At 67.8% G+C, this 17,857-nt stretch carries 19 protein-coding genes and 2 pseudogenes; 12 read left to right on the top strand and 9 right to left on the bottom strand.

The window, feature by feature from the left end; all coding sequences use genetic code 11:
- Nucleotides 1-46: 46 nt before the first annotated feature.
- Nucleotides 47-2,179: a S9 family peptidase gene (locus WBP48_RS03000; protein ID WP_424435875.1), complete on the bottom strand. Its 2,133-nt coding sequence runs from the start codon at nt 2,177-2,179 to the stop codon at nt 47-49.
- 167 nt (nt 2,180-2,346) lie between these two features.
- Between WBP48_RS03000 and WBP48_RS02995 the strand changes: the two genes are divergently transcribed.
- The 5 genes from WBP48_RS02995 to WBP48_RS02975 all read left to right on the top strand — a co-directional run bounded on the left by WBP48_RS02995 (nt 2,347) and on the right by WBP48_RS02975 (nt 5,598).
- Nucleotides 2,347-3,618 (top strand): anion permease, encoded by a 1,272-nt coding sequence (locus WBP48_RS02995; protein WP_424435872.1) that lies wholly within the window; start codon nt 2,347-2,349, stop codon nt 3,616-3,618.
- Nucleotides 3,618-3,950 (top strand): peptidase, encoded by a 333-nt coding sequence (locus WBP48_RS02990; protein ID WP_424435869.1) that lies wholly within the window; start codon nt 3,618-3,620, stop codon nt 3,948-3,950. Before WBP48_RS02995 ends, WBP48_RS02990 begins: the two co-directional genes overlap by 1 nt.
- A gap of 57 nt (nt 3,951-4,007) precedes the next feature.
- On the top strand, nt 4,008-4,940 hold the full coding sequence (locus WBP48_RS02985; protein WP_424435866.1) for a metallophosphoesterase: 933 nt from the start codon (nt 4,008-4,010) through the stop codon (nt 4,938-4,940).
- Between the two features lie 87 nt (nt 4,941-5,027).
- Nucleotides 5,028-5,309 (top strand): type II toxin-antitoxin system RelE/ParE family toxin, encoded by a 282-nt coding sequence (locus tag WBP48_RS02980; protein WP_424435863.1) that lies wholly within the window; start codon nt 5,028-5,030, stop codon nt 5,307-5,309.
- The gene (locus tag WBP48_RS02975) at nt 5,296-5,598 is read left to right on the top strand and encodes a HigA family addiction module antitoxin (protein ID WP_424435860.1); all 303 of its coding nucleotides are present in this window, start codon (nt 5,296-5,298) and stop codon (nt 5,596-5,598) included. The genes WBP48_RS02980 and WBP48_RS02975 overlap by 14 nt, the downstream gene beginning before the upstream one ends.
- A 58-nt stretch (nt 5,599-5,656) precedes the next feature.
- Here the strand turns inward: WBP48_RS02975 and WBP48_RS02970 are convergent, their stop codons facing one another.
- The 3 genes from WBP48_RS02970 to WBP48_RS02960 all read right to left on the bottom strand — a co-directional run bounded on the left by WBP48_RS02970 (nt 5,657) and on the right by WBP48_RS02960 (nt 8,910).
- Nucleotides 5,657-7,153, bottom strand: a complete 1,497-nt coding sequence (locus tag WBP48_RS02970; protein WP_424435857.1) for a hypothetical protein — start codon at nt 7,151-7,153, stop codon at nt 5,657-5,659.
- A complete protein-coding gene (locus tag WBP48_RS02965) occupies nt 7,150-7,755 on the bottom strand; it encodes an ABC transporter ATP-binding protein (RefSeq protein ID WP_424435854.1) in 606 nt (201 codons plus the stop codon). Before WBP48_RS02965 ends, WBP48_RS02970 begins: the two co-directional genes overlap by 4 nt.
- 495 nt (nt 7,756-8,250) lie before the next feature.
- Nucleotides 8,251-8,910, bottom strand: a complete 660-nt coding sequence (locus WBP48_RS02960; protein WP_424435851.1) for a DUF7010 family protein — start codon at nt 8,908-8,910, stop codon at nt 8,251-8,253.
- A 113-nt stretch (nt 8,911-9,023) separates the two neighbouring features.
- On the opposite strand from WBP48_RS02960, the gene WBP48_RS02955 reads away from it, so the two are divergent.
- Both WBP48_RS02955 and WBP48_RS02950 read left to right on the top strand, forming a co-directional pair.
- Nucleotides 9,024-9,677: a hypothetical protein gene (locus WBP48_RS02955; protein WP_424435848.1), complete on the top strand. Its 654-nt coding sequence runs from the start codon at nt 9,024-9,026 to the stop codon at nt 9,675-9,677.
- The gene (locus tag WBP48_RS02950; protein ID WP_424435845.1) at nt 9,670-9,966 is read left to right on the top strand and encodes a transcriptional regulator; all 297 of its coding nucleotides are present in this window, start codon (nt 9,670-9,672) and stop codon (nt 9,964-9,966) included. Before WBP48_RS02955 ends, WBP48_RS02950 begins: the two co-directional genes overlap by 8 nt.
- 22 nt (nt 9,967-9,988) lie before the next feature.
- On the opposite strand, the gene WBP48_RS02945 is transcribed toward WBP48_RS02950, so the two are convergent.
- Nucleotides 9,989-10,462, bottom strand: a complete 474-nt coding sequence (locus WBP48_RS02945) for an Lrp/AsnC family transcriptional regulator (RefSeq protein WP_424435842.1) — start codon at nt 10,460-10,462, stop codon at nt 9,989-9,991.
- 123 nt (nt 10,463-10,585) lie between these two features.
- Between WBP48_RS02945 and WBP48_RS02940 the strand changes: the two are divergent.
- A pseudogene (locus WBP48_RS02940) lies at nt 10,586-10,843 on the top strand (LysE family transporter); the annotation flags it as partial.
- A gap of 64 nt (nt 10,844-10,907) precedes the next feature.
- On the top strand, nt 10,908-11,264 hold the full coding sequence (locus WBP48_RS02935) for a LysE family translocator (protein ID WP_424435839.1): 357 nt from the start codon (nt 10,908-10,910) through the stop codon (nt 11,262-11,264).
- A 104-nt stretch (nt 11,265-11,368) separates the two neighbouring features.
- Here WBP48_RS02935 and WBP48_RS02930 read toward each other — a convergent pair.
- The 4 genes and pseudogenes from WBP48_RS02930 to WBP48_RS02915 form a co-directional block, all read right to left on the bottom strand.
- Nucleotides 11,369-12,143 (bottom strand): annotated as a pseudogene (locus WBP48_RS02930) (SDR family oxidoreductase).
- Between the two features lie 65 nt (nt 12,144-12,208).
- Nucleotides 12,209-13,243, bottom strand: coding sequence for a zinc-binding alcohol dehydrogenase family protein (locus WBP48_RS02925; protein ID WP_424435836.1), 1,035 nt, complete (start codon nt 13,241-13,243; stop codon nt 12,209-12,211).
- Nucleotides 13,244-13,318: 75 nt separating this feature from the next.
- The gene (locus WBP48_RS02920) at nt 13,319-13,699 is read right to left on the bottom strand and encodes a winged helix-turn-helix transcriptional regulator (protein WP_424435833.1); all 381 of its coding nucleotides are present in this window, start codon (nt 13,697-13,699) and stop codon (nt 13,319-13,321) included.
- A 29-nt stretch (nt 13,700-13,728) separates the two neighbouring features.
- Nucleotides 13,729-14,169, bottom strand: coding sequence for a MerR family transcriptional regulator (locus tag WBP48_RS02915; protein ID WP_424435830.1), 441 nt, complete (start codon nt 14,167-14,169; stop codon nt 13,729-13,731).
- Between the two features lie 95 nt (nt 14,170-14,264).
- Between WBP48_RS02915 and WBP48_RS02910 the strand changes: the two genes are divergently transcribed.
- From WBP48_RS02910 to WBP48_RS02900, 3 genes are all read left to right on the top strand, one after another.
- Nucleotides 14,265-15,485 carry an MFS transporter gene (locus WBP48_RS02910; protein WP_424435827.1) on the top strand — a complete coding sequence of 407 codons (1,221 nt, stop codon included), beginning with the start codon at nt 14,265-14,267 and terminating at the stop codon, nt 15,483-15,485.
- A 278-nt stretch (nt 15,486-15,763) separates the two neighbouring features.
- Nucleotides 15,764-17,224, top strand: a complete 1,461-nt coding sequence (locus tag WBP48_RS02905; RefSeq protein ID WP_424435824.1) for an aspartate ammonia-lyase — start codon at nt 15,764-15,766, stop codon at nt 17,222-17,224.
- Nucleotides 17,225-17,321: 97 nt separating this feature from the next.
- Complete coding sequence (locus WBP48_RS02900) at nt 17,322-17,825, top strand: DUF4190 domain-containing protein (RefSeq protein WP_424435821.1); 504 nt, start codon at nt 17,322-17,324, stop codon at nt 17,823-17,825.
- Nucleotides 17,826-17,857: the final 32 nt, after the last annotated feature.

Genomic DNA, 17,857 nt, shown 5'->3' with positions numbered 1-17,857 from the left:
GCGTGCGCCGCTCCGCTCCGGGCGCGCCCCGGCATCCCGGCCCGGCTCAGGCGTCGGTGAGGCCGAGTACGTCCAAGAGCCACGCCAGCTCGAAGGCGCGCTGGTGCCAGGAGTTGTAGCGGCCGCTGACGCCGCCGTGGCCGGCGACCATCTCGCACTTCAGCAGCGCATCCGCACCGACCTCCCGCAGCCGCGCGACCCACTTGGCAGGCTCCACGTAGTACACGCGCGTGTCGTTGAGCGAGGTCACGGCGAGGATGCGGGGGTACCGCACCCCGTCCCGCACGTTCTCGTACGGCGAGTACGACTTCATGTACGCGTAGACGTCGGCGTCGTGCAGCGGGTCGCCCCATTCGTCCCATTCGATGACCGTCAGCGGCAGCGACGGGTCCAGGATCGTCGTCAGCGCATCGACGAAGGGGACGTCGGCGAGGATGCCGGCGAACAGCTCGGGCGCCAAGTTTGCAACCGCGCCCATCAAGAGGCCGCCGGCCGACCCGCCCTCGGCGACGAGCAGCGACGGCGTCGTGGTCCCGGTGGCGACGAGGTGCGAGGCGACGGCCACGAAGTCGGTGAACGTGTTGCGCTTGTGCCGCAGCTTGCCGTCCTCGTACCACTGCCTCCCGAGCTCGCCGCCGCCGCGCACGTGCGCGATCGCGAACACGACGCCACGGTCGAGCATCGACAGTCGCGCGACGGAGAAGCCCGGCTCGATCGAGTGCTCGTACGATCCGTAGCCGTACAGATGCACCGGCCGCGCCGCGCCGCCGCTTGCGCCATCGTGAGACTCGCCCGGCGGATCCCCGAACGAGCGCTTCCACACGAGCGACACCGGCACGCGCGTGCCGTCGGATGCCGTGGCCCACTCCCGCCGCTGGCCGTACTCGGCCGGGTCGTAGCCGCCGAGCACCGGCTGGCGCTTGCGCAGCAGGAACTCGCCGGTCGCGACGACGTAGTCGTAGACCGTGCCGGGCGTCACGAACGAACCGTACCCGAGGCGCACCACCGGCGGCGCCCACTCCGGGTTGCCCGATGCGCCCGCCGTGTACAGCTCCTCCTCGAAGGCCAGCTCCCGCACTGAGCCGCTCGCGTACTCGAGGATGCCCATCCGAGCCAGTCCCTCGCGCCGGTACGAAACGACGGCCCAGTCGCGGAACGCCGACACGTCGAGCAGACGCCTGCCGGGGACGTGAGGGAGTACCACCGTGCGTGCACCGCCGGGGTCCGTCGCGCTCACGCGCACGAGTTCGAAGTCCAGCGCGTTCTCGTTGTGCAGCACGTACAGCACGTCTTCGCCGCCGACGATCGCGTGCGTCGCGGAGTATTCGACTCCTTCGCGGCGCGGCCAGATCGAGCGCGGCTCGGCGCGCAGGTCGGATGCCGGGACGAGATACTCCTCGCTCGTGATCGATGAGCCGACCTCGATGACGAGGTAACGCTCGCTGCGCGTGAAGCCGGCGCCCACCCAGTACCGCTCGTCGGGTTCGTGGAACAGCCGCGCATCGTCGTCGGCATCCGTTCCCACTTCGTGCAGCCACACCGTGTCGGGTCGCCAGGCGTCATCGACGGTCGTGTACACGACGAAGCGGCCGTCGGGCGAGAAGCACGCCCCCGATGAGGTGTTCTCAACGACGTCGGCGAGGTCCTCGCCGGTGGTGAGGTCGCGCACCCGCAGCGTGTAGCGCTCGTCACCGGCGACATCGACGCCGTAGAGCAGGCGTGCGCCGTCGGTGGAGACGTCGAAGCTGCCGAGCGAGAAGAACTCGTGGCCAGTGGCCTCGACGTTGCCGTCGAGAAGCACGATCTCCCCGGGCACCGGTTCTCCCGGCGTCAGCAGCGGCGGCGTCCAGTCGTCGGGGGAGGCGAGCGGCGCGCGGCAGTGGATGCCGTACTGCTGCCCCTCGACAGTCCGGCCGTAGTACCACCAGTCGCCCTGACGTGTCGGCACGGACAAGTCCGTCTCGAGTGTGCGCCCCTTGATCTCGTCGAAGATGCGCTCCCGCAGTCCTGCCAGGTGCGCCGTGCGCTGCGCCGTGTACGCGTTCTCGGCCTCGAGGTGCGCGATCACGTCGGCATCCTCCTTCGCGCGCAACCATTCGTACCGGTCGACGACCTCATCGCCGTGGTGCGTGCGGGTGACGGGATGGACGGGGGCGACGGGTGGAACAGGCGTACTCACGCCGTCCACGCTAACCGACCGATCGCGCGACCGGTTCGGTGAACGCGTGCCGATGTGCGAGGATTTGCGTGGTCCGGTTGCCGGATGATGAACACACGGTGAACTGTTCGTTCGCACCGCCGATCCCGTCGGCCCCCTTTCTTTCGATATCCCGACGAAAGCGAACTGTGGAAACCGCCGCCCTCATCGTCGTGCTGGTCATCGCGCTGGCGCTGTTCTTCGACTTCACGAACGGCTTCCACGACACTGCCAATGCGATGGCGACGCCCATCGCGACCGGCGCGCTCAAGCCGAAGGTCGCGGTGCTTCTCGCGGCGAGTCTGAATCTCGTCGGAGCGTTTCTGTCGACGGAAGTATCGAAGACGATCTCGCACGGCATCATTCGTGAAGAGCAGATCACTCCGCTCGCATTCCTGCCGATCATCTTCGCCGGGCTCATCGGGGCGATCACGTGGAACATGCTGACGTGGTTGCTGGGTCTTCCCTCGAGCTCGTCGCACGCCCTGTTCGGCGGCCTCATCGGCGCGACACTCGTAGGTGCGAGCCTGGCGGCGATCGACTTCGGCATGGTGCTGAGCAAGGTCGTGCTCCCGGCGTTGATCGCACCGTTCACGGCGGGAGTCATCGCATTTCTGGTGACCCGGCTCGCGTATGCCGCGACGCGCCGCTACGACAACAAGCCCGACGGCCGTGACGGGTTCCGCTGGGGTCAGATCTTCACATCGAGCCTCGTCGCGCTCGCGCACGGCACCAACGACGCGCAGAAGACGATGGGTGTCATCACGCTCGCGCTGATCATGGCGGGCTGGCAGGACGGCGATCACGCCGACCCGCAGACGTGGGTCATCTTCGCGTGTGCCCTGACGATCGCGCTCGGAACCTACATGGGTGGCTGGCGCATCATCCGCACACTCGGGAAGGGTCTCACCGACGTGAAACCCGCACAGGGATTCTCCGCGGAGACCTCGACGGCGGCGACGATCCTCGCCTCCAGCGCCCTCGGATTCGCCCTGTCCACGACACAGGTCGCTTCGGGCTCGGTCATCGGCTCGGGCCTGGGCCGCCGCGGCTCGAAGGTCCGGTGGCGCACCGTCGGCCGCATCGCAGTCGGCTGGGTGCTGACGCTGCCGGCCTCTGGCGCCGTGGGAGCCGTCGCGGCGCTGATCGTGGTCTGGTTCGGCAGCTGGGGCATCGTCGTCGATGCTCTCCTCGCCGTCGCGATCATCGTCGGAGTGTTCTGGCGTTCGCGGCGCAACCAGGTCGACGCCTCCAACGCGATGAGCGAGGTCGCCGACTCCGGGCTCGCCGTCAAGGTCAAGCGCAACCCGCCGCCCACCCGTCGTGTCGTGAGGCGAAAGGCGGTCACCCGTGCCGAGAAGAAGAGGGTCGAGACGGAGCCGGCGACGACGCAGGATGCCGAGTCGAAGGGCGGCCGCTGATGGAGATCACGATCGACTGGTTCGCCTTCGTTCAGGTGTTCGCCGCCGCCCTCGTCGGCGCGCTCCTCGTCGTCGGGTTCTACGCCGCAGGACTGCGACTGCTCGTGCGCTCCGGGCACGCGCCGGTCGTCGCCCCGGCCGAGTTCACCGATGCCATCACCGTCATCAGCGAGAAAGAGGCGCGGCGCGCCGCGAAGGCCGCCGCCAAGGCCGCCAAGAAGAGCCCGCTGACCGACGGCCAGAAGCGCCTGGCGCTCGTCGGTGCCTATGGCGCCTTCGGTCTCTGCGGACTCGCGGTGCTCGGCGGGCTGCTCCTCATCGTCGTCCGCTGATCGTCACACCCGGGCTGTGCGGGTCACGCGCTTCGCGGCTCCGCCTAGGCTGTGGGCATGGTCACGGCGAGCGGTGCAGGAGACGGCGCGGGAGACACGGTGCAGTTCGGCCGGCACGCGCCCGCGCGGCGGGTGATCATCCACCTCAGCGACACGCACCTGCTCGCCGGCAACCCGCCGCTGGGCGGGCGATACGACACGGCGGCGAACCTGACCGCCACCCTCGCCGCCGCCCTGCGCACCGGCATCCGTCCGGACGCCATCGTGTTCACCGGCGACCTCACGGATCTCGGCGAGCCGGAGGCGTATGCGGCCCTCCGTGCCGAGGTGGAGCCGTTCGCGGCGCGCCTGGGCGCCCCGGTGGTCTGGGTCGCGGGCAACCACGACGAACGTCCAGCCCTGCGGGCGGGACTGCTCGACGACGCGCCGACCGAGCAGCCCGTGACAGGCGTGTGGGACCTGGACGGACTGCGGCTGATCGCGCTCGACTCGTCCGTGCCTGGCTGGCACCACGGCGACCTCGACGCCGCGCAGCTGGAGTGGCTCCGCGGCATCCTCGCCACACCGGCGCCGCTCGGAACGATCCTCGCCCTGCATCACCCGCCGTTGCCGAGCCACATCCCCTTCTTCGACATCCTGGAGCTGCGCCACCAGGACGAACTCGCCGCCGCGATAGCCGGCAGCGACGTGCGCGCGATCCTCGCCGGTCACCTGCACTACTCCACGTCGGGGACCTTCCACGGCATCCCGGTCTGCGTCGCTTCGGCCACCTGCTACACGATGAACCTGCAGCGGCCGCCGCAGGAGGTGAACGGGATGGATGCCGGGCAGTCCTTCCACCTCGTGCACGTCTACGACGACACCGTCACGCACGCCGTCGTGCCGGTCGGGACTGCGGACACCGCGGACTTCTTCACGCCGGAGTGGACCGCGCGCATGGCGGCACTGAGCCCCGCCGAACGGCTCGAGGCGTTCTCGCGCAAGCGCTGACGGCGCGTGGCGGTCGGTGTCCGTGATCCGCTGGCTGTCCGGCATAACGCCTGGCGTTATTGACGCTCAGCGTTATATGATCGGAACATGATCCGTTCGTTCGGGAACAAGGACACCGAACGACTGTGGCGTCGTGAACGTGTGCCGTCTGTCGATCCGCGGATTCACTCGACGGCGTTGCGGAAGCTGCGTCAGGTGGGGGCCGCAGAGTCGTTGGACGATCTCCGAATCCCGCCGGGCAACCGGCTCGAAGCGCTGAAAGGCGGTCGAGCTGGGCAACATAGCATCAGGATCAACGACCAGTGGCGGATTTGCTTTATGTGGACCGACGCAGGACCAGAGGAGGTGGAGATCGTTGACTATCACTGACAAGATTCCCCCGGTTCACCCGGGCGAGATCCTCATGGAGGATTTCATCAAGGAGTTCGGGATCACGCAGAACAAGCTCGCCGTCGCCATCGGGGTTCCGCCCCGGCGGATCAACGAGATCGTTCACGGCAAGCGGGGGCTCTCGGCGGATACGGCCCTGCGTCTCGAGCGCTACTTCGGCGTCTCGGCGCAGTTCTGGCTCAACCTGCAGTCTCGTTACGAGTTGGACCTTGCCGAGGACCGCGCCGCCGACCAGATCGCAGCGATCACTCCGCTGAAGGCGGCGTGATCCCGGGGTCGATGAGTGTGGGTCCTGACCGCGTGTTGCCGCCGACGGGCCCGGTCGCTCACCGTCGTTTCCGCCACCGGACCAGGACCTGCAGCCCGACCAACGCGCTGACCAAGATCAGCGGAACCGGGGAGTCGGGGAGCATGCCCGCGGCGACTGCTCCGAGAATCGCGACCACGGCCTCGCTGACGGCCCAGCCGATGCGCATCACGACGCTGAGGTCGCCCGCCGGAGTACTCAGCGGCGCGAGCAGGCTCGGCGGCAAGGGGCCCTTCAGCGCATCGCTGAGGCGCAGCGCGAGCGTGAGGATGCCGATCGCCCACGCTCCCGCGAGCGCGATCCCGAGCGTCGTGTCGCTGGCAAGGGCGGCGCTCGCCGCCGCGAGCGACAGGATCACGATCAGGGTGGCGAGCGGGAACAGCGTGTGCAGCGCGACGAGGTGCCGGTCACTGATGCCGTACAGCGGATAGTCGCCCGCCACGTTGGCAGCATGCCGCAGCCCTCTGGTGAGTGGGCCGCCGGCCGCATAGGCCAGAACTCCCGCCGCCCCGGCTAGGAGCGCGGACGGCATGCCGGGAAGGAACGAGATCGTGATCGCGACCCCCGCCGTCGCGCTGGCCGTGATCGCCGCGAGAGCATGCACCGGCATCCGGACCTGCCCGATCAGGTCTCTCACCAGGAACGTTGCCCATCGATACCTCCCCGGTCGGACGGCTCGGATCCCTCTTCCCCATCGTGGTTCGCCTCCGTAGACGGCGGATGCCGCGCGGAAGTCGAACGAGAGTGAGAACGCCGTGGCCCGTTCCCAATCCGCTGCCTGGATGCTGAGTTGCACGCCGGTGAGACTGTTGAGCAGCAGCGGGGTCGCGGCAGAGAACGACGCGGCGAGGATGACCAGGCTCACCAGGGGAAAGCCCGGTGATCCGGACGTGGGATAGGTCGCGCCGACCCATCCCCAGGGAACGAAGGTGGAGAGCTGCGGTGACGACAGGCTCAGCCCGGCAACGACGATGATGGCGAGTCCGAGCGGGAGACTCGCTCGCGGGAACACCTGCCCGGTGAGCCAGGACAGCGTGGCCACGATGCCGGCCGCGCCCACTGCGACCACGAATGCCGCGGCATCCAAGATTCGTGTCTGACCGTGACTGATCAACACCGTCCCGACGAGGGTTGCACTCGCCACGAGTACCGTGACGATGACTGCGGCGGAGCGAAGCAGTGGCCTCCGCAGTGCGACGGAGCGGCGGATCTCGCTGCCGGTCAGCGCGTAGAGCAGAAACGGCGGCAACAGCGCCGGCCCGCGCTTTCGCCCCACCAGCAGCCCGCCCGACCAGAGCACCGCGACGCCGAACGAGAGGATGCCGGGAGCGTCCACCGAGGTCAGCGTCGCGATCCCGTCGGGGGTCGTTATGACCACCCAGAGGGCATGGACGACGGGAACGACGAAGAACACGGCTGCGAGGACGAACGCATAGAGCGCGTAGGCGCCGCCGCCCGTCGGTGCGCGTCGTGCCCCCCAGATCGCCCGTGCCGCCGAGAGCTGCCCGGCTCTCATGCGTGCGCCTCGAGCGTGACGGTGAAGTCGGCCGTGCGGTCCGCCAGGCTGTCGCTGTGGGTGGCGGCGACGATCGTCGCTCCGGAACGTCGGCGGGCGAGCATCGCTCGGGTGAGCAGTTCGATCCGTCCGGCGTCGAGGCGTTGCTCCGGCTCATCGAGCAGGAGCACGCCGAAGGGTCGGACGAACACCAGGGCGAGCCCGAACAGTTGGGTCTGTCCGGAGGAGAGTTCGTGGGGATACCGAGACGCCAGCGCGGTGAGACCGAACTCTTCCAGCACGCGGCGCGTCGCGGCATCCACGGAACCCGGGCTCGCCTCCCACGTCGAAGACACGAGGGCGACGTGATCGAACACGGTCAGGTCGGATGCCATCGGCGGCAATCCGATCATGGCCGCGACCCTGCGGCGGAACCGCGGATCGCGTTCGTTCACCGGACCGCCATCGACCTGCACGAGGCCCGTGGTCGCCCTGATGCGACCTGCCAGCACACGTAGGAGCGTCGTCTTGCCCGCCCCGTTCTCGCCGCGGAGCGCCACGATCTGGCCGGGCCACGCGCTGAAGGATGTCGGCGCGAGCAGGAGCGTGTCGTACGAGCTCACGCTCGCCGCGCTCACCTCGACGAGCGGCGGTGAATAAGGGTCGGTCGGCGGGGTTCTCGGGTGCACAAGTCGCCTCTGGTCGCGTGTGGGCAGTCGGTTGCGAACGGTGCCACCCACGCGTCACCGGTCCCACACCCGAGCAGGGTGCGGCCGAAGATCGAGCTGACTAACTGTGGGCGGCGACCGTGCCCGACGGTGCACGCGAGCGCACCGTCCCCGCCGCGCCGGGAGCGACTGGAAGAAGCAGCTGCCATGCACCGCGTGGCACCGCACGGTGAACCCGCGGTCGAACAGGCACGACGGAGCGGCGGCACGCCGTGCGAGCGAACCGCAGGAAGAGGGGAACCGCGGCGACGAGCGCGAGCGCCAACAGCGCGAAGGTGAGGGGATGAGGAACCTCGGGAACAAGGGGCAGGGCACCGAGACACAGCAACATTAGCGTCAGCTTGATCAACACCCCACGCCTCGCCACGGCATCCACCTCCCACCCATACTTTAGGCGTGCTCTCGGTGCTCCCGGTGCTCCTGGTGCTCTCGTGGCGGGAAGGCGACGCCTTCGCGCACGCAGAGCCGCCGATACTCCTTCGCCAGGTAGAGCGCGTAGCTGAGTGTCGATACTGCGCCGCCAGTGCCCGCCACCGCGAACACCACCAGCCAGGAAACCTGTGTGTCGAGGGCGAGGAGGCCAGCGATGATTGCCGAGACCATTGTGACGGGGCCCAGAACGTAGTCCACTTTGCGATCGAGGATGCGTGCCATCGGCAGGAAGTGCGCACCGATCACGAAGACCATCAGCGGGAGCACCCATCTGCCTTCCCCGAACGCGATCAGCAGGATCGAAGGGAACAGGTAGACCGGATGCGTGATGCTGTTCAGCACCGTCATCGCCTTGCGTTCCCGTTCGATCTCCGGCGTCGGGGTGTCCCGGAAAAGCGCAGCGTGTCGAATCTGCGTGACCGCGCGGACCACAAGGAGCGCCGCGGCGACCAGGACGATCAGCAACGCAACGCCGCCGCCCCAGCCCCATGCGAACGGCCACGACACCGCGTAGAAGACCGCGTAGCCGCTCATGATCGCGGGAAAGGGTGCGAGATCCCGCGCTGCCGCACCGAATCCGCCGGGAGCCTGCGTCACCTCTGCTCGCGTGTCGGACACCGGCAACCACCCCCACCTACTCCGTCGCCGTCGGTGCGGTGTGCGCCACCATGGATCTACTTTCTACCACAAAGTAATGTGCAATAGAAAGTACCGTGTGGTAGAAACAAATCGTGGCTGACGATGAGCACCCCGGCGATCCGTCCTCGATCCTGCGGGGGATTGAAGCGGACCAGCGAGAGGCGCAGCGCGCTTTCGCACCGAACGTCGTCCTGCTCTATTCGATCTGGGGCATCGCGTGGACAGTGGGCTTCCTGGCGCTCTATGCCGCGTTCGTTCCGGTGGAGCAGCCGTTGATCCCTCTCGCACTGGGCTTGGTGATGGGGTTGGGGGTTCTCGTCGCGGCGATCGTGTTGTCGGCCGTTCATTCCGCCCGCCGCAGTGCCGGGTCGCGCGGCCCGTCGATGGTGCAAGGCGCGATCTACGGCAACACGTTCGGGATCGCGTTCACGCTCATGGGTCTGCTCGGCTGGCGCCTGATCAGCCTGGGTGTCCCGCTGGAGCCGATGCTGTCGTACTGGGTCGCCGCCACGTGCCTCATCGTCGGCATCCTGTTCGTCGTCGGTGCCGCGATGTGGAACGACAGGTCGCAACTGGTCTTCGGATGCTGGACGTTCGTCGTCGGGTTTGCATCGGTCGCGTTGCCGCCGCCGCACAACCTTCTCGCCGGAGTTGCGGGAGGAGTCGGCTTTCTCGCGCTCGCCGCGATCCAGGCAGCCCGCCCACAGTTCATCTCTGGCCGGATCACACGGGGAACCGATGGATGAGCTCGACCCGGTCATCCACGTCCAAGCGAGACTGCGCATTGTCACGATCCTGGACACCTTCGGCCCCGGTGACTCGCTGTCCTTCCCTCGTCTTCAGAAGCTGCTCGGCGCGACGTCCGGAAACCTCGCCACGCACCTCCGCAAACTCGAAGAGAGCGGCTACGTCCACGTGCGCAAGGTGCTGGAGGGGCGCAGCCCTGTCACTTACATCGGCCTGACCGAAGACGGGCGCACCGCGTTCCGCGTCTACAAGAAGAACCTCCGGGCACTTCTCGAAGACCCGACCTGACGGAGTGGCGCGGAGCGCGGCGTCAGGATGCCGGCGTGATGGGGTGCGCGGGATATTCGCGGAGGACGAGGGATGTGCTGACCGGCCCGAAGCGGCCGATCGCGTCGATGACCTCTTCCAAGCGACGGGCATCGCGGGCGTGCACATCGACGACGAAGCAGTCCTCGCCGGTGACGCGGAGTATCCGGGTGATCTCGGTGAGCCTTCCGAACTGCGTGAGTGCATCGGCGATCTGCGCGTGGGTGGTGCGGAGCCGGATGAGGGCACGCGTGGCGAGTCCGACGGACTCGGGCGCGATCCTGGCCCCGTAGCCGACGATGATCCCGGCGTCCTCCAGTCGGCGCAGTCGGGCGGATGCCGCGGGCTGGGAGAGATGGATTCGCCCTGCCAGCTCGGTCACCGAGACTCGCCCCTCATCCTGAAGGATCCGGACCACTTCGCGGTCGATCTCGTCCAATGCGATCACGGTCGTGCCTGCCTTTCGCCTCAGATTCATCGGTACTGACCATCTGTTCGACAGAAGCATTGTCACGATCGTAGAGCATGGGGACAACTGCAACGACGTGACAAAGGAATCCAATGTCCGGACGCTGGGCAGCTGCTCGCCAGGGCAGTTGACATGTTGAGTTCGCTCATCGCCTTCGCGGCCGTCGCGGCGGTCGTCGTGCTGATGCCCGGTGCCGACACCGTACTCGTCCTCCGCACGAGCCTTCGCGACGGTTCGCGCGCGGGGACGATCACCGCCGCTGGCATCGTGTGCGGGCCGATCGTCTGGGGCCTGCTCGCCGGTCTGGGAGTCGCTCTCCTGCTGAGCCGGAACGTCCTCGCCTACAGTGCGATCGCCGCGGCGGGAGGCATCTACCTCGGGTACCTCGCCTACGCAACGTTCCTCTCGGGGCTATCAACCTGGCGGTCGTCCCCCGTCGATGTTCTGGATGCCGATGAGCAGGCCGCACCCCCCGACGACGGGTCCCGCGGCATACTTCTTCACCGGCCTGATGACGAACCTGCTGAATCCCAAGATCGGTGTCTTCTACCTGTCAGTGATGCCGGGACTGTTCCTCGGGCAGGAGATCACGCCGTGGCTCGGCGCGCTGCTCGGGGCGATGCACGCAGTCCTCGGCCTCACCTTCCTCAGCGGCGTCGCTGTGCTGTCGGGCTTCGCCAGAAGGCACCTGACGCGACCCAAGGTGCGGGCGGCGATCGAACTGGTATGCGGCGCCTGTCTGCTCGCATTCGCCTCGTTCGTCGTCATCGAAGCCATCGCTCACGCGGGCGTGCTCGGCTGGGAAGGTTGATGTCCCGACGCGCGAGGTCGGCATCCGGTGTCAGGCGACCACGAAATAGTGGTTTCCACGCCAGCGAGGCTGGTGATCAATCGCTACCGAATTGGCAACGCGCGTCAACCGACCTTGAAGCCGCCGTTGCTGTACAGGATCTGTCCGTTGATCCAGGATCCCTCGGCGGAGAAGAGGAATCGGACGAGATTCGCGGCGTCCTGAGGTGCCGAGTCTGCCGGCGGGAGTCGCCTCGACACACCAGGCGCGCACCTCGTCGCTCATCCACCCGTTGTCGACGGGGCCTGGATTCACGACGTTCGCACGCACTCCACGGTCAGCGAGTTCGACAGCTGCCGCAGTCACGATGCGGTCCAGAGCGCCCTTACTGGCGCCGTAGGGAAGATTGTGGACAGTGTGATCGCTGGTGAGCGCGACGATGTGACCGGTCGTCTCGTCCGGAGCTGTGGGAGGAAGCTGCTCCGCGAACGCTTTGATCAGCAGCCATGTCGCTCGCGCGTTCACGGCGAAGTGGCGGTCCCAGCTTTCGAGGGTTGTAGTCAAGATCGAGCTATCGACTGACTCGGCGTGCGACATGACAAGGCCCGTCACGGGCCCGATGGATTGCGCGGCTCGGAGGAGCTCTGCCGGCTCGTCGGGGCTAGTGAGGTCGCCGGGGATGAGTTCGACGGTCGCACCGAAGGCGCGACACTCGTCTGCCACCGACTCCGGATCAGCGGAGCCGCCCTCAAGCCCCACGCGATCGTCGTACGGCCGCCAGTAGTTGAGTGCGAGGTCCCAGCCGTCCCTCGCCAAGCCGACAGCGAGGCCCGCTCCGATCGAACGACGACGCCCGACGCCGGTGATGACCGCGACGCCAGATCTACCCAGCCTGCTCATGCAAACGACCCTATGAGACTCGCTGTGGTGGCAGCCAGTATTCGAGGTCTCGGCATCCGGTCGACTCAGGCTTCGGCAGCAACGACGATCTTGCCGGTGGCGCGCCCGGTCTCGACGATCGCGTGGGCTTCGCGCAGACGGGCGGCGTTCAGCGGCGCGAGCACGCGGGTCACCGTGGAGCGGATGCGGCCCGCGTCGATCAGGGCGGCGATGCGGTTCAGCAGGTCGTGCTGCGCCTGCAGGTCCCATCCGTAGCGGGAACGGGCGAACATGAACTCCCAATGCCACGAGATGCTCTTGTCCTTGAGGGCGTAGAAGTCGAGGTCGCGTTCGTCGTCGATGGCGACGATCTCGCCGAACGGGCGCAGGACCTTCACGAACAGCGGGATGCGGCCCCTGCTCTGCGCCGTGAACACGCAGTCCACTCCGCCGGGCGCGGCGGCCCGGATCTGCTTCTCGAAGTCGGGGGCGCTATGGTCGAGCACGATATCCGCGCCGAGTTGCGTCACCCAGGCGCGGGATTCGGGCCGGGATGCCGTGGCGATCACGGTCATCCCGGTGAGCGCCTTTGCCAGCTGGATGACCATCGACCCGACCCCGCCGGCGGCGCCGAGCACGAGCAACGCCCCGGTGGAGTGCTCAGTGAGCCGAAGTTTGTCGAACAGCGCTTCCCAGGCGGTGATCCCCGTCAGCGGCAGCGCTGCAGCCTCGGCATACGTCAGCGTCGCGGGCTTGCGGCCGACGATGCGTTCGTCCACCAGCTGCCGGGAGGCGTAGGAGCCGGGTCGGTCGAGACTGCCCGCGTAGAAGACCTCGTCGCCCGGCGCGAACAGAGTCACCTCGTCGCCGACCGCGACGACGACGCCGGAGGCATCCCAGCCGAGCACCCGGTCGGCGCGGGCTCGGTTGCCCGAAGCCCGGATCTTCACGTCGACCGGGTTCACCGACACCGCCCGAACCTCGACCAGCAGATCGTGTCCGCGCGGCGCCGCCGGGGAAGGCATGAGCGCATCTACGAGACTGTCCGGGCCGTCGAGTGCGCCGCCGGCGCGGGAGACGACCGCGGGGATCGTCGCTGAGGGGGGAGTGGTGAGTGTCATGAGCCCGACGCTAACCCCGAGCACATGGTTACCCGCAAGGGAATCTACTATCCGAGAGAAAGTGGATGCCGGGGCTCAGCCGTCGGCATGGACCTTCGCCAGCGCGTAGTGCGACTCGGCCCAGTCCCGCAGCGCGAAGACGGGTTCCAACGCGCTGCGGCCGTCCTCGGTCAGGGAGTACTCGACGTGCAGCGGGACGGCTGGGATGACTTCGCGGTGCACGAGCCCGAAGTCCTCCAGCCGCCGCAGCGTCGCGGTCAGCACCTTCGGCGACACCCCTTCCAGACGCCGCTGGAGCGCCCCGAACCGCAGCGGCTCCTCCGCGAGCGCACCGATCGCCAGCGCGGCCCACTTGTTCGCCACGACCTCCAGCAGGTCGCGGCACGGACAGTCCGCCGAGTAGACGTTCCCGTGCGTCTTGGCCGCCCCGCTTGTCCGTGTGCTGGTCTCAGTCATTCCCTTGTCCCTGTCAGTGCGGGCTGCACTCACCCGCTCGTTGAGCGAGGGAGCGCAGCGACGGAGTCGAAACGTGGTGCGCTGCTCGAACGGGCTTGCCGCGTTTCGACTCGGCCCGCGCGACTGGTCAGTCCATCGAGATACCTCTGCACGGCGTCGGCGCTGTCGCTGAGGGCCTCGATCTGAGCCCGGATGCCGGTGAGCTGACGACGCAGTTCGGGTGCGACCTGGGGGCAGGCTCGCAGGGACTCGCCGTCGCCAGTGGCGCACGGCAACACGACGCGGATGGCGGCGAGCGTGAGTCCGGCTCCGGACAGCGCGACGATGCGCCGGGCCGCCGCAACGTCGTCGGTGCCGTACTCGCGGTATCCGTTGATGCCGCGCCCGGGAGAGAGAAGCCCTTCGGCCTCGTAGTACCGCAGCATCCGCGGGCTCGTACCCGCCTCGACCGCGGCTTCCGTGATCTTCACCCGGATCCTCCCGTCCCGGTCGATTTGACCTTGACAGCACTGTCAGAGTTTAGCGTCGTCACCGGTGCCGAGCGGCGCCCGGAGAGGACCAGACGATGACGACCGAGCGAGCGGATGCCGAGCGCGTGAGCGAGGCGCGGTTGGGTTGGCTGTCGTTCGCGACGATGTTCGTGATCGGCACCGACACCTTTCTCGTGGCTCCGCTGCTGCCCACTCTCCGTGCCGAGTTCGATGTCGACGTCCCGGCATCCGGACCTCTGGTCTCCGCCTACGCGGTCGGCTACATCGTCTGCGCCCTGGTCGCCGGCCCGATCTCGGATCGGGTGGACCGGCGGCGCATGCTGCTGACCGGGATGGGGCTGTTCACCCTGCTCACGACGCTGTGCGGGGCGGCGTGGGGCTTCTGGCCGATGGTCGGCTTCCGCTTTCTCGCCGGCGCCGCTGCCGCGATCGCGACCCCGCAGGTCTGGGCGTCGATCCCGCAGCTCGTCCCCGGCGCCCGACTCGTACGGGTAATGGGGCGCGCGACGGCGGGGCTTGCGGTCGCGCAGGTCGCCGGCATCCCCATCGGCTCCTTCCTCGCCGCGGGATCGTGGCGGTGGTCGTTCGTGTTCGTCGGCGCCGCCGCCGCGGTCGTCACCGTGCTGCTGTTCGCCGGGTTCCCCACAGTGCCGCGTGCGGTGCCGGCCCGTCCGGGTCGGCAGGACGACCGCGGCGGGTACGCTTACGTCCTGCGCTCGCGCCGGCTGCTGCTGGCACTGGTGGCGTACTTCGTTTTCCAGACCGGGAACTTCGCGGCGCTGTCGTTCTTCGGTTCTTGGTTCGCCCGCGACTTCGACCTTGATTCCACCGGCATCGGCCTGACGATGATTGCCATCGGTGCCGGCAATGCCGCAGGCTCGCTGTTCGGCCACTTTCTCACCGCACGCCTCGGCCGTGCCCGGTCTCTTTGGGTCGGCATCCTGGCTATGAGCGTCGGCTACGCCGCCGTCGCCGTGACCGGCGTTCTTCCGTTGGCCGTCGCGTTGCTGACGGCGATCATGGCCGTCGCCGGGTTTCTCTTCCCTGTTCTCATGGCTGCCGTGCAGGAGCACGCCGGCCCTGCCCGCGGCACCGTATCCTCGCTCGCAAACATCGCCATGTACGCGGGCACCACTCTCGGTGTCGCCGTCGCAGCCCCCGTCTTCGACGCCACGCGCGAGTTCACCGGCGTCGCCGCCGTCACCGTCGCCGCCTGCCTCGTCGCACTCGTCGTCTTCGTTGCTGCGGAAGCGCTGGACGCGCGCGAGGGGCACTCGCGTCGGGTTCTGCGCTGACGGGTGTCCCAAACTCCTCCATCTTGGCCGGAGCCGACTGTGCCTAGCGCGAGATCACGCGGGCGCCGGGTATGCCGGCCCACGAGGTGGAGGAGCTTGGGACCGGCGCCCGGTGCGCACGCCGCGGGAAGGTCCCCGCCCCACGCCCAGTCGCCCGCGCTAGCTTTTCAGGGGCGCTGCCGCGCCGTGGGCGACAAGGTCTGGCTCATGTCGCGAGACTTTCGAGTTACGCTCGAAAGCACACATCCACGGTGACGAGACCCACAAGGACTGCACTCATGGCACTGGACGCGAGTACGCGGACCGAGACCGACTCCCTCGGAACCATGGAGATTCCCAGGGACGCCTACTGGGGCATCCACACCGCGCGGGCGCTGGAGAACTTCCCCATCTCGATACGACCGATCTCCGTCTATCGCGATCTCGTGAAGGCACTCGCCATGGTCAAGCAGGCATCCGCCCGTGCGAACCTCGAGATCGGGGTGCTCGACCCCGAGCGCGCCGACCTCATCGATCGCGCGGCGCAGCGGGTCATCGACGGCGAGTTCCACGACCAGTTCGTCGTCGGGGTCGTCCAGGGAGGAGCTGGCACGTCGACGAACATGAACGCCAACGAGGTCATCACCAACATCGCGCTGGAACTGGCCGGGCGCCCGAAAGGCGACTATGCGTTCCTCTCGCCGATCGACCACACGAATCGCTCGCAGTCGACGAATGATGTGTATCCGACGGCCGTCAAGGTCGGGCTGAGCCTCGACCTCGTCACGCTTCTGGAGGAGCTCGACCGCCTGCGTCAGTCGTTCATGGCGAAGGCCGTCGAGTTCCACGACATCCTCAAGATCGGGCGTACCCAGCTACAGGATGCCGTCCCGATGACCCTCGGTCAGGAATTCCACGGCTTCGCGACCACCCTCGGCTACGATCACCAGCGCCTCACCGAGAACCGCTATCTGCTCTTTCAGATCAACATGGGTGCGACGGCGATCGGCACCGGCATCACGACCCATCCCGCGTATGCGCCGGCCGTGCTGCGCCATCTGCGGGAGATCACGGGACTCGACCTCGTGACGGCCGCCGACCTCGTCGAGGCGACGAGCGACACCGGCTCGTTCATGTCGTTCTCGTCGACACTCAAGCGCAACGCGATGAAGCTGTCGAAGATCTGCAACGACCTGCGGCTGCTGTCGTCCGGCCCGCAGGCAGGCCTCGGCGAGATCAACCTGCCGGCGCAGCAGGCCGGGTCGTCGATCATGCCCGGAAAGGTCAACCCTGTCATTCCCGAAGTGGTGAACCAGGTCGCGTTCTCGGTGGCAGGAGCCGATCTGACCGTCACGATGGCCAGTGAGGCGGGGCAGCTCCAGCTGAACGCGTTCGAGCCCATCATCGCGCACTCCATTTTCCAGTCGATCACCTGGATGCGTCGCGCGATGCGCACGCTGCGGGTGCACTGCGTCGATGGGATCACGGCGAACCACGAACGGCTGGGCGCCATGGTGGGATCCTCGGTCGGTGTCGTCACCGCGTTGACGCCGTTCCTCGGCTACGCGGCGTCGGCGGCGCTGGCCAAGACGGCGTTGCTGACCCACCGCAACGTCGGGGACCTCGTCGTCGAGGCCGGACTCATGAGCCGCGCGGATGTCGACAAGCAACTCTCGCCGGCGCGGTTGTCGGGGCTGGAAGCCGTCACGCAGGCGATTCCGATCGTCCAGCCCGCCGAGAACGTGGTCGAGACGCGCTGATCCTCGGGCAGGATGTCTGCGGTGCGCGCTCCGCGGGTGGTGTCCGTCGGTTAACGTAGATCGAGCCGTCACGCACTGGATCGACACAGGAGGCCTCATGAGCGACCCCAGCAATCCCTCGCCCGCCCCGGAGGGTCAGAACCCGGCACCGCGGCCCGCGTACGGGGAGTACGCGCCGCCGCCCGCGCCCCCCGCCTACGACAGCGCCCCGGCCTACACGGCGCCCGCGTACCAGTCCGCACCCGCCTACGACGGCGGGGCTCCCTCGAACGGTTCGTACCCGGGTAAGACGCTCGGCATTGTCGCGCTCATCGTGGCGATCTTCGCGAACCTGATCGGTCTCATTCTCGGCATCGTCGCGCTGGTGCAGAGCAAGAAGGCCGGCTACAAGAACGGCTTCGCCGTCGCCGCGATCATCGTCGGCTCGGTGCTGTTCGTGATCGGCCTCATCATCGGCATCATGCTGCTCGTCTGGCTCACGACGCAGGGTGCGGACCTCGTCAATCAGGTCAACGCATGCCTCGATGACCCGACGGGTTCGGTCGTCTACAACGGCATCACGATGTCGTGCGAAGAAGTGCTGAGCAACTCGAACCGATGAGAGTCGCGAAGGTGCGGATGCCGACGGCATCC

This window comes from Microbacterium sp. (genome assembly GCF_049661145.1).
GTDB lineage: Bacteria > Actinomycetota > Actinomycetes > Actinomycetales > Microbacteriaceae > Microbacterium.
This window is presented reverse-complemented; position numbering and strand designations above follow the sequence as displayed.

Coding starts and splice junctions, on each gene's coding strand:
- WBP48_RS02905 (WP_424435824.1), top strand. CDS start 15,764: ATGGCACTGGACGCGAGTACGCGGACCGAGACCGACTCCCTCGGAACC.
- WBP48_RS02945 (WP_424435842.1), bottom strand. CDS start 10,462: ATGAATCTGAGGCGAAAGGCAGGCACGACCGTGATCGCATTGGACGAG.
- WBP48_RS02970 (WP_424435857.1), bottom strand. CDS start 7,153: ATGAGAGCCGGGCAGCTCTCGGCGGCACGGGCGATCTGGGGGGCACGA.
- WBP48_RS02925 (WP_424435836.1), bottom strand. CDS start 13,243: ATGACACTCACCACTCCCCCCTCAGCGACGATCCCCGCGGTCGTCTCC.
- WBP48_RS02980 (WP_424435863.1), top strand. CDS start 5,028: ATGATCCGTTCGTTCGGGAACAAGGACACCGAACGACTGTGGCGTCGT.
- WBP48_RS02920 (WP_424435833.1), bottom strand. CDS start 13,699: ATGACTGAGACCAGCACACGGACAAGCGGGGCGGCCAAGACGCACGGG.
- WBP48_RS02985 (WP_424435866.1), top strand. CDS start 4,008: ATGGTCACGGCGAGCGGTGCAGGAGACGGCGCGGGAGACACGGTGCAG.
- WBP48_RS02990 (WP_424435869.1), top strand. CDS start 3,618: ATGGAGATCACGATCGACTGGTTCGCCTTCGTTCAGGTGTTCGCCGCC.
- WBP48_RS02935 (WP_424435839.1), top strand. CDS start 10,908: ATGAGCAGGCCGCACCCCCCGACGACGGGTCCCGCGGCATACTTCTTC.
- WBP48_RS02910 (WP_424435827.1), top strand. CDS start 14,265: ATGACGACCGAGCGAGCGGATGCCGAGCGCGTGAGCGAGGCGCGGTTG.
- WBP48_RS02900 (WP_424435821.1), top strand. CDS start 17,322: ATGAGCGACCCCAGCAATCCCTCGCCCGCCCCGGAGGGTCAGAACCCG.
- WBP48_RS02950 (WP_424435845.1), top strand. CDS start 9,670: ATGGATGAGCTCGACCCGGTCATCCACGTCCAAGCGAGACTGCGCATT.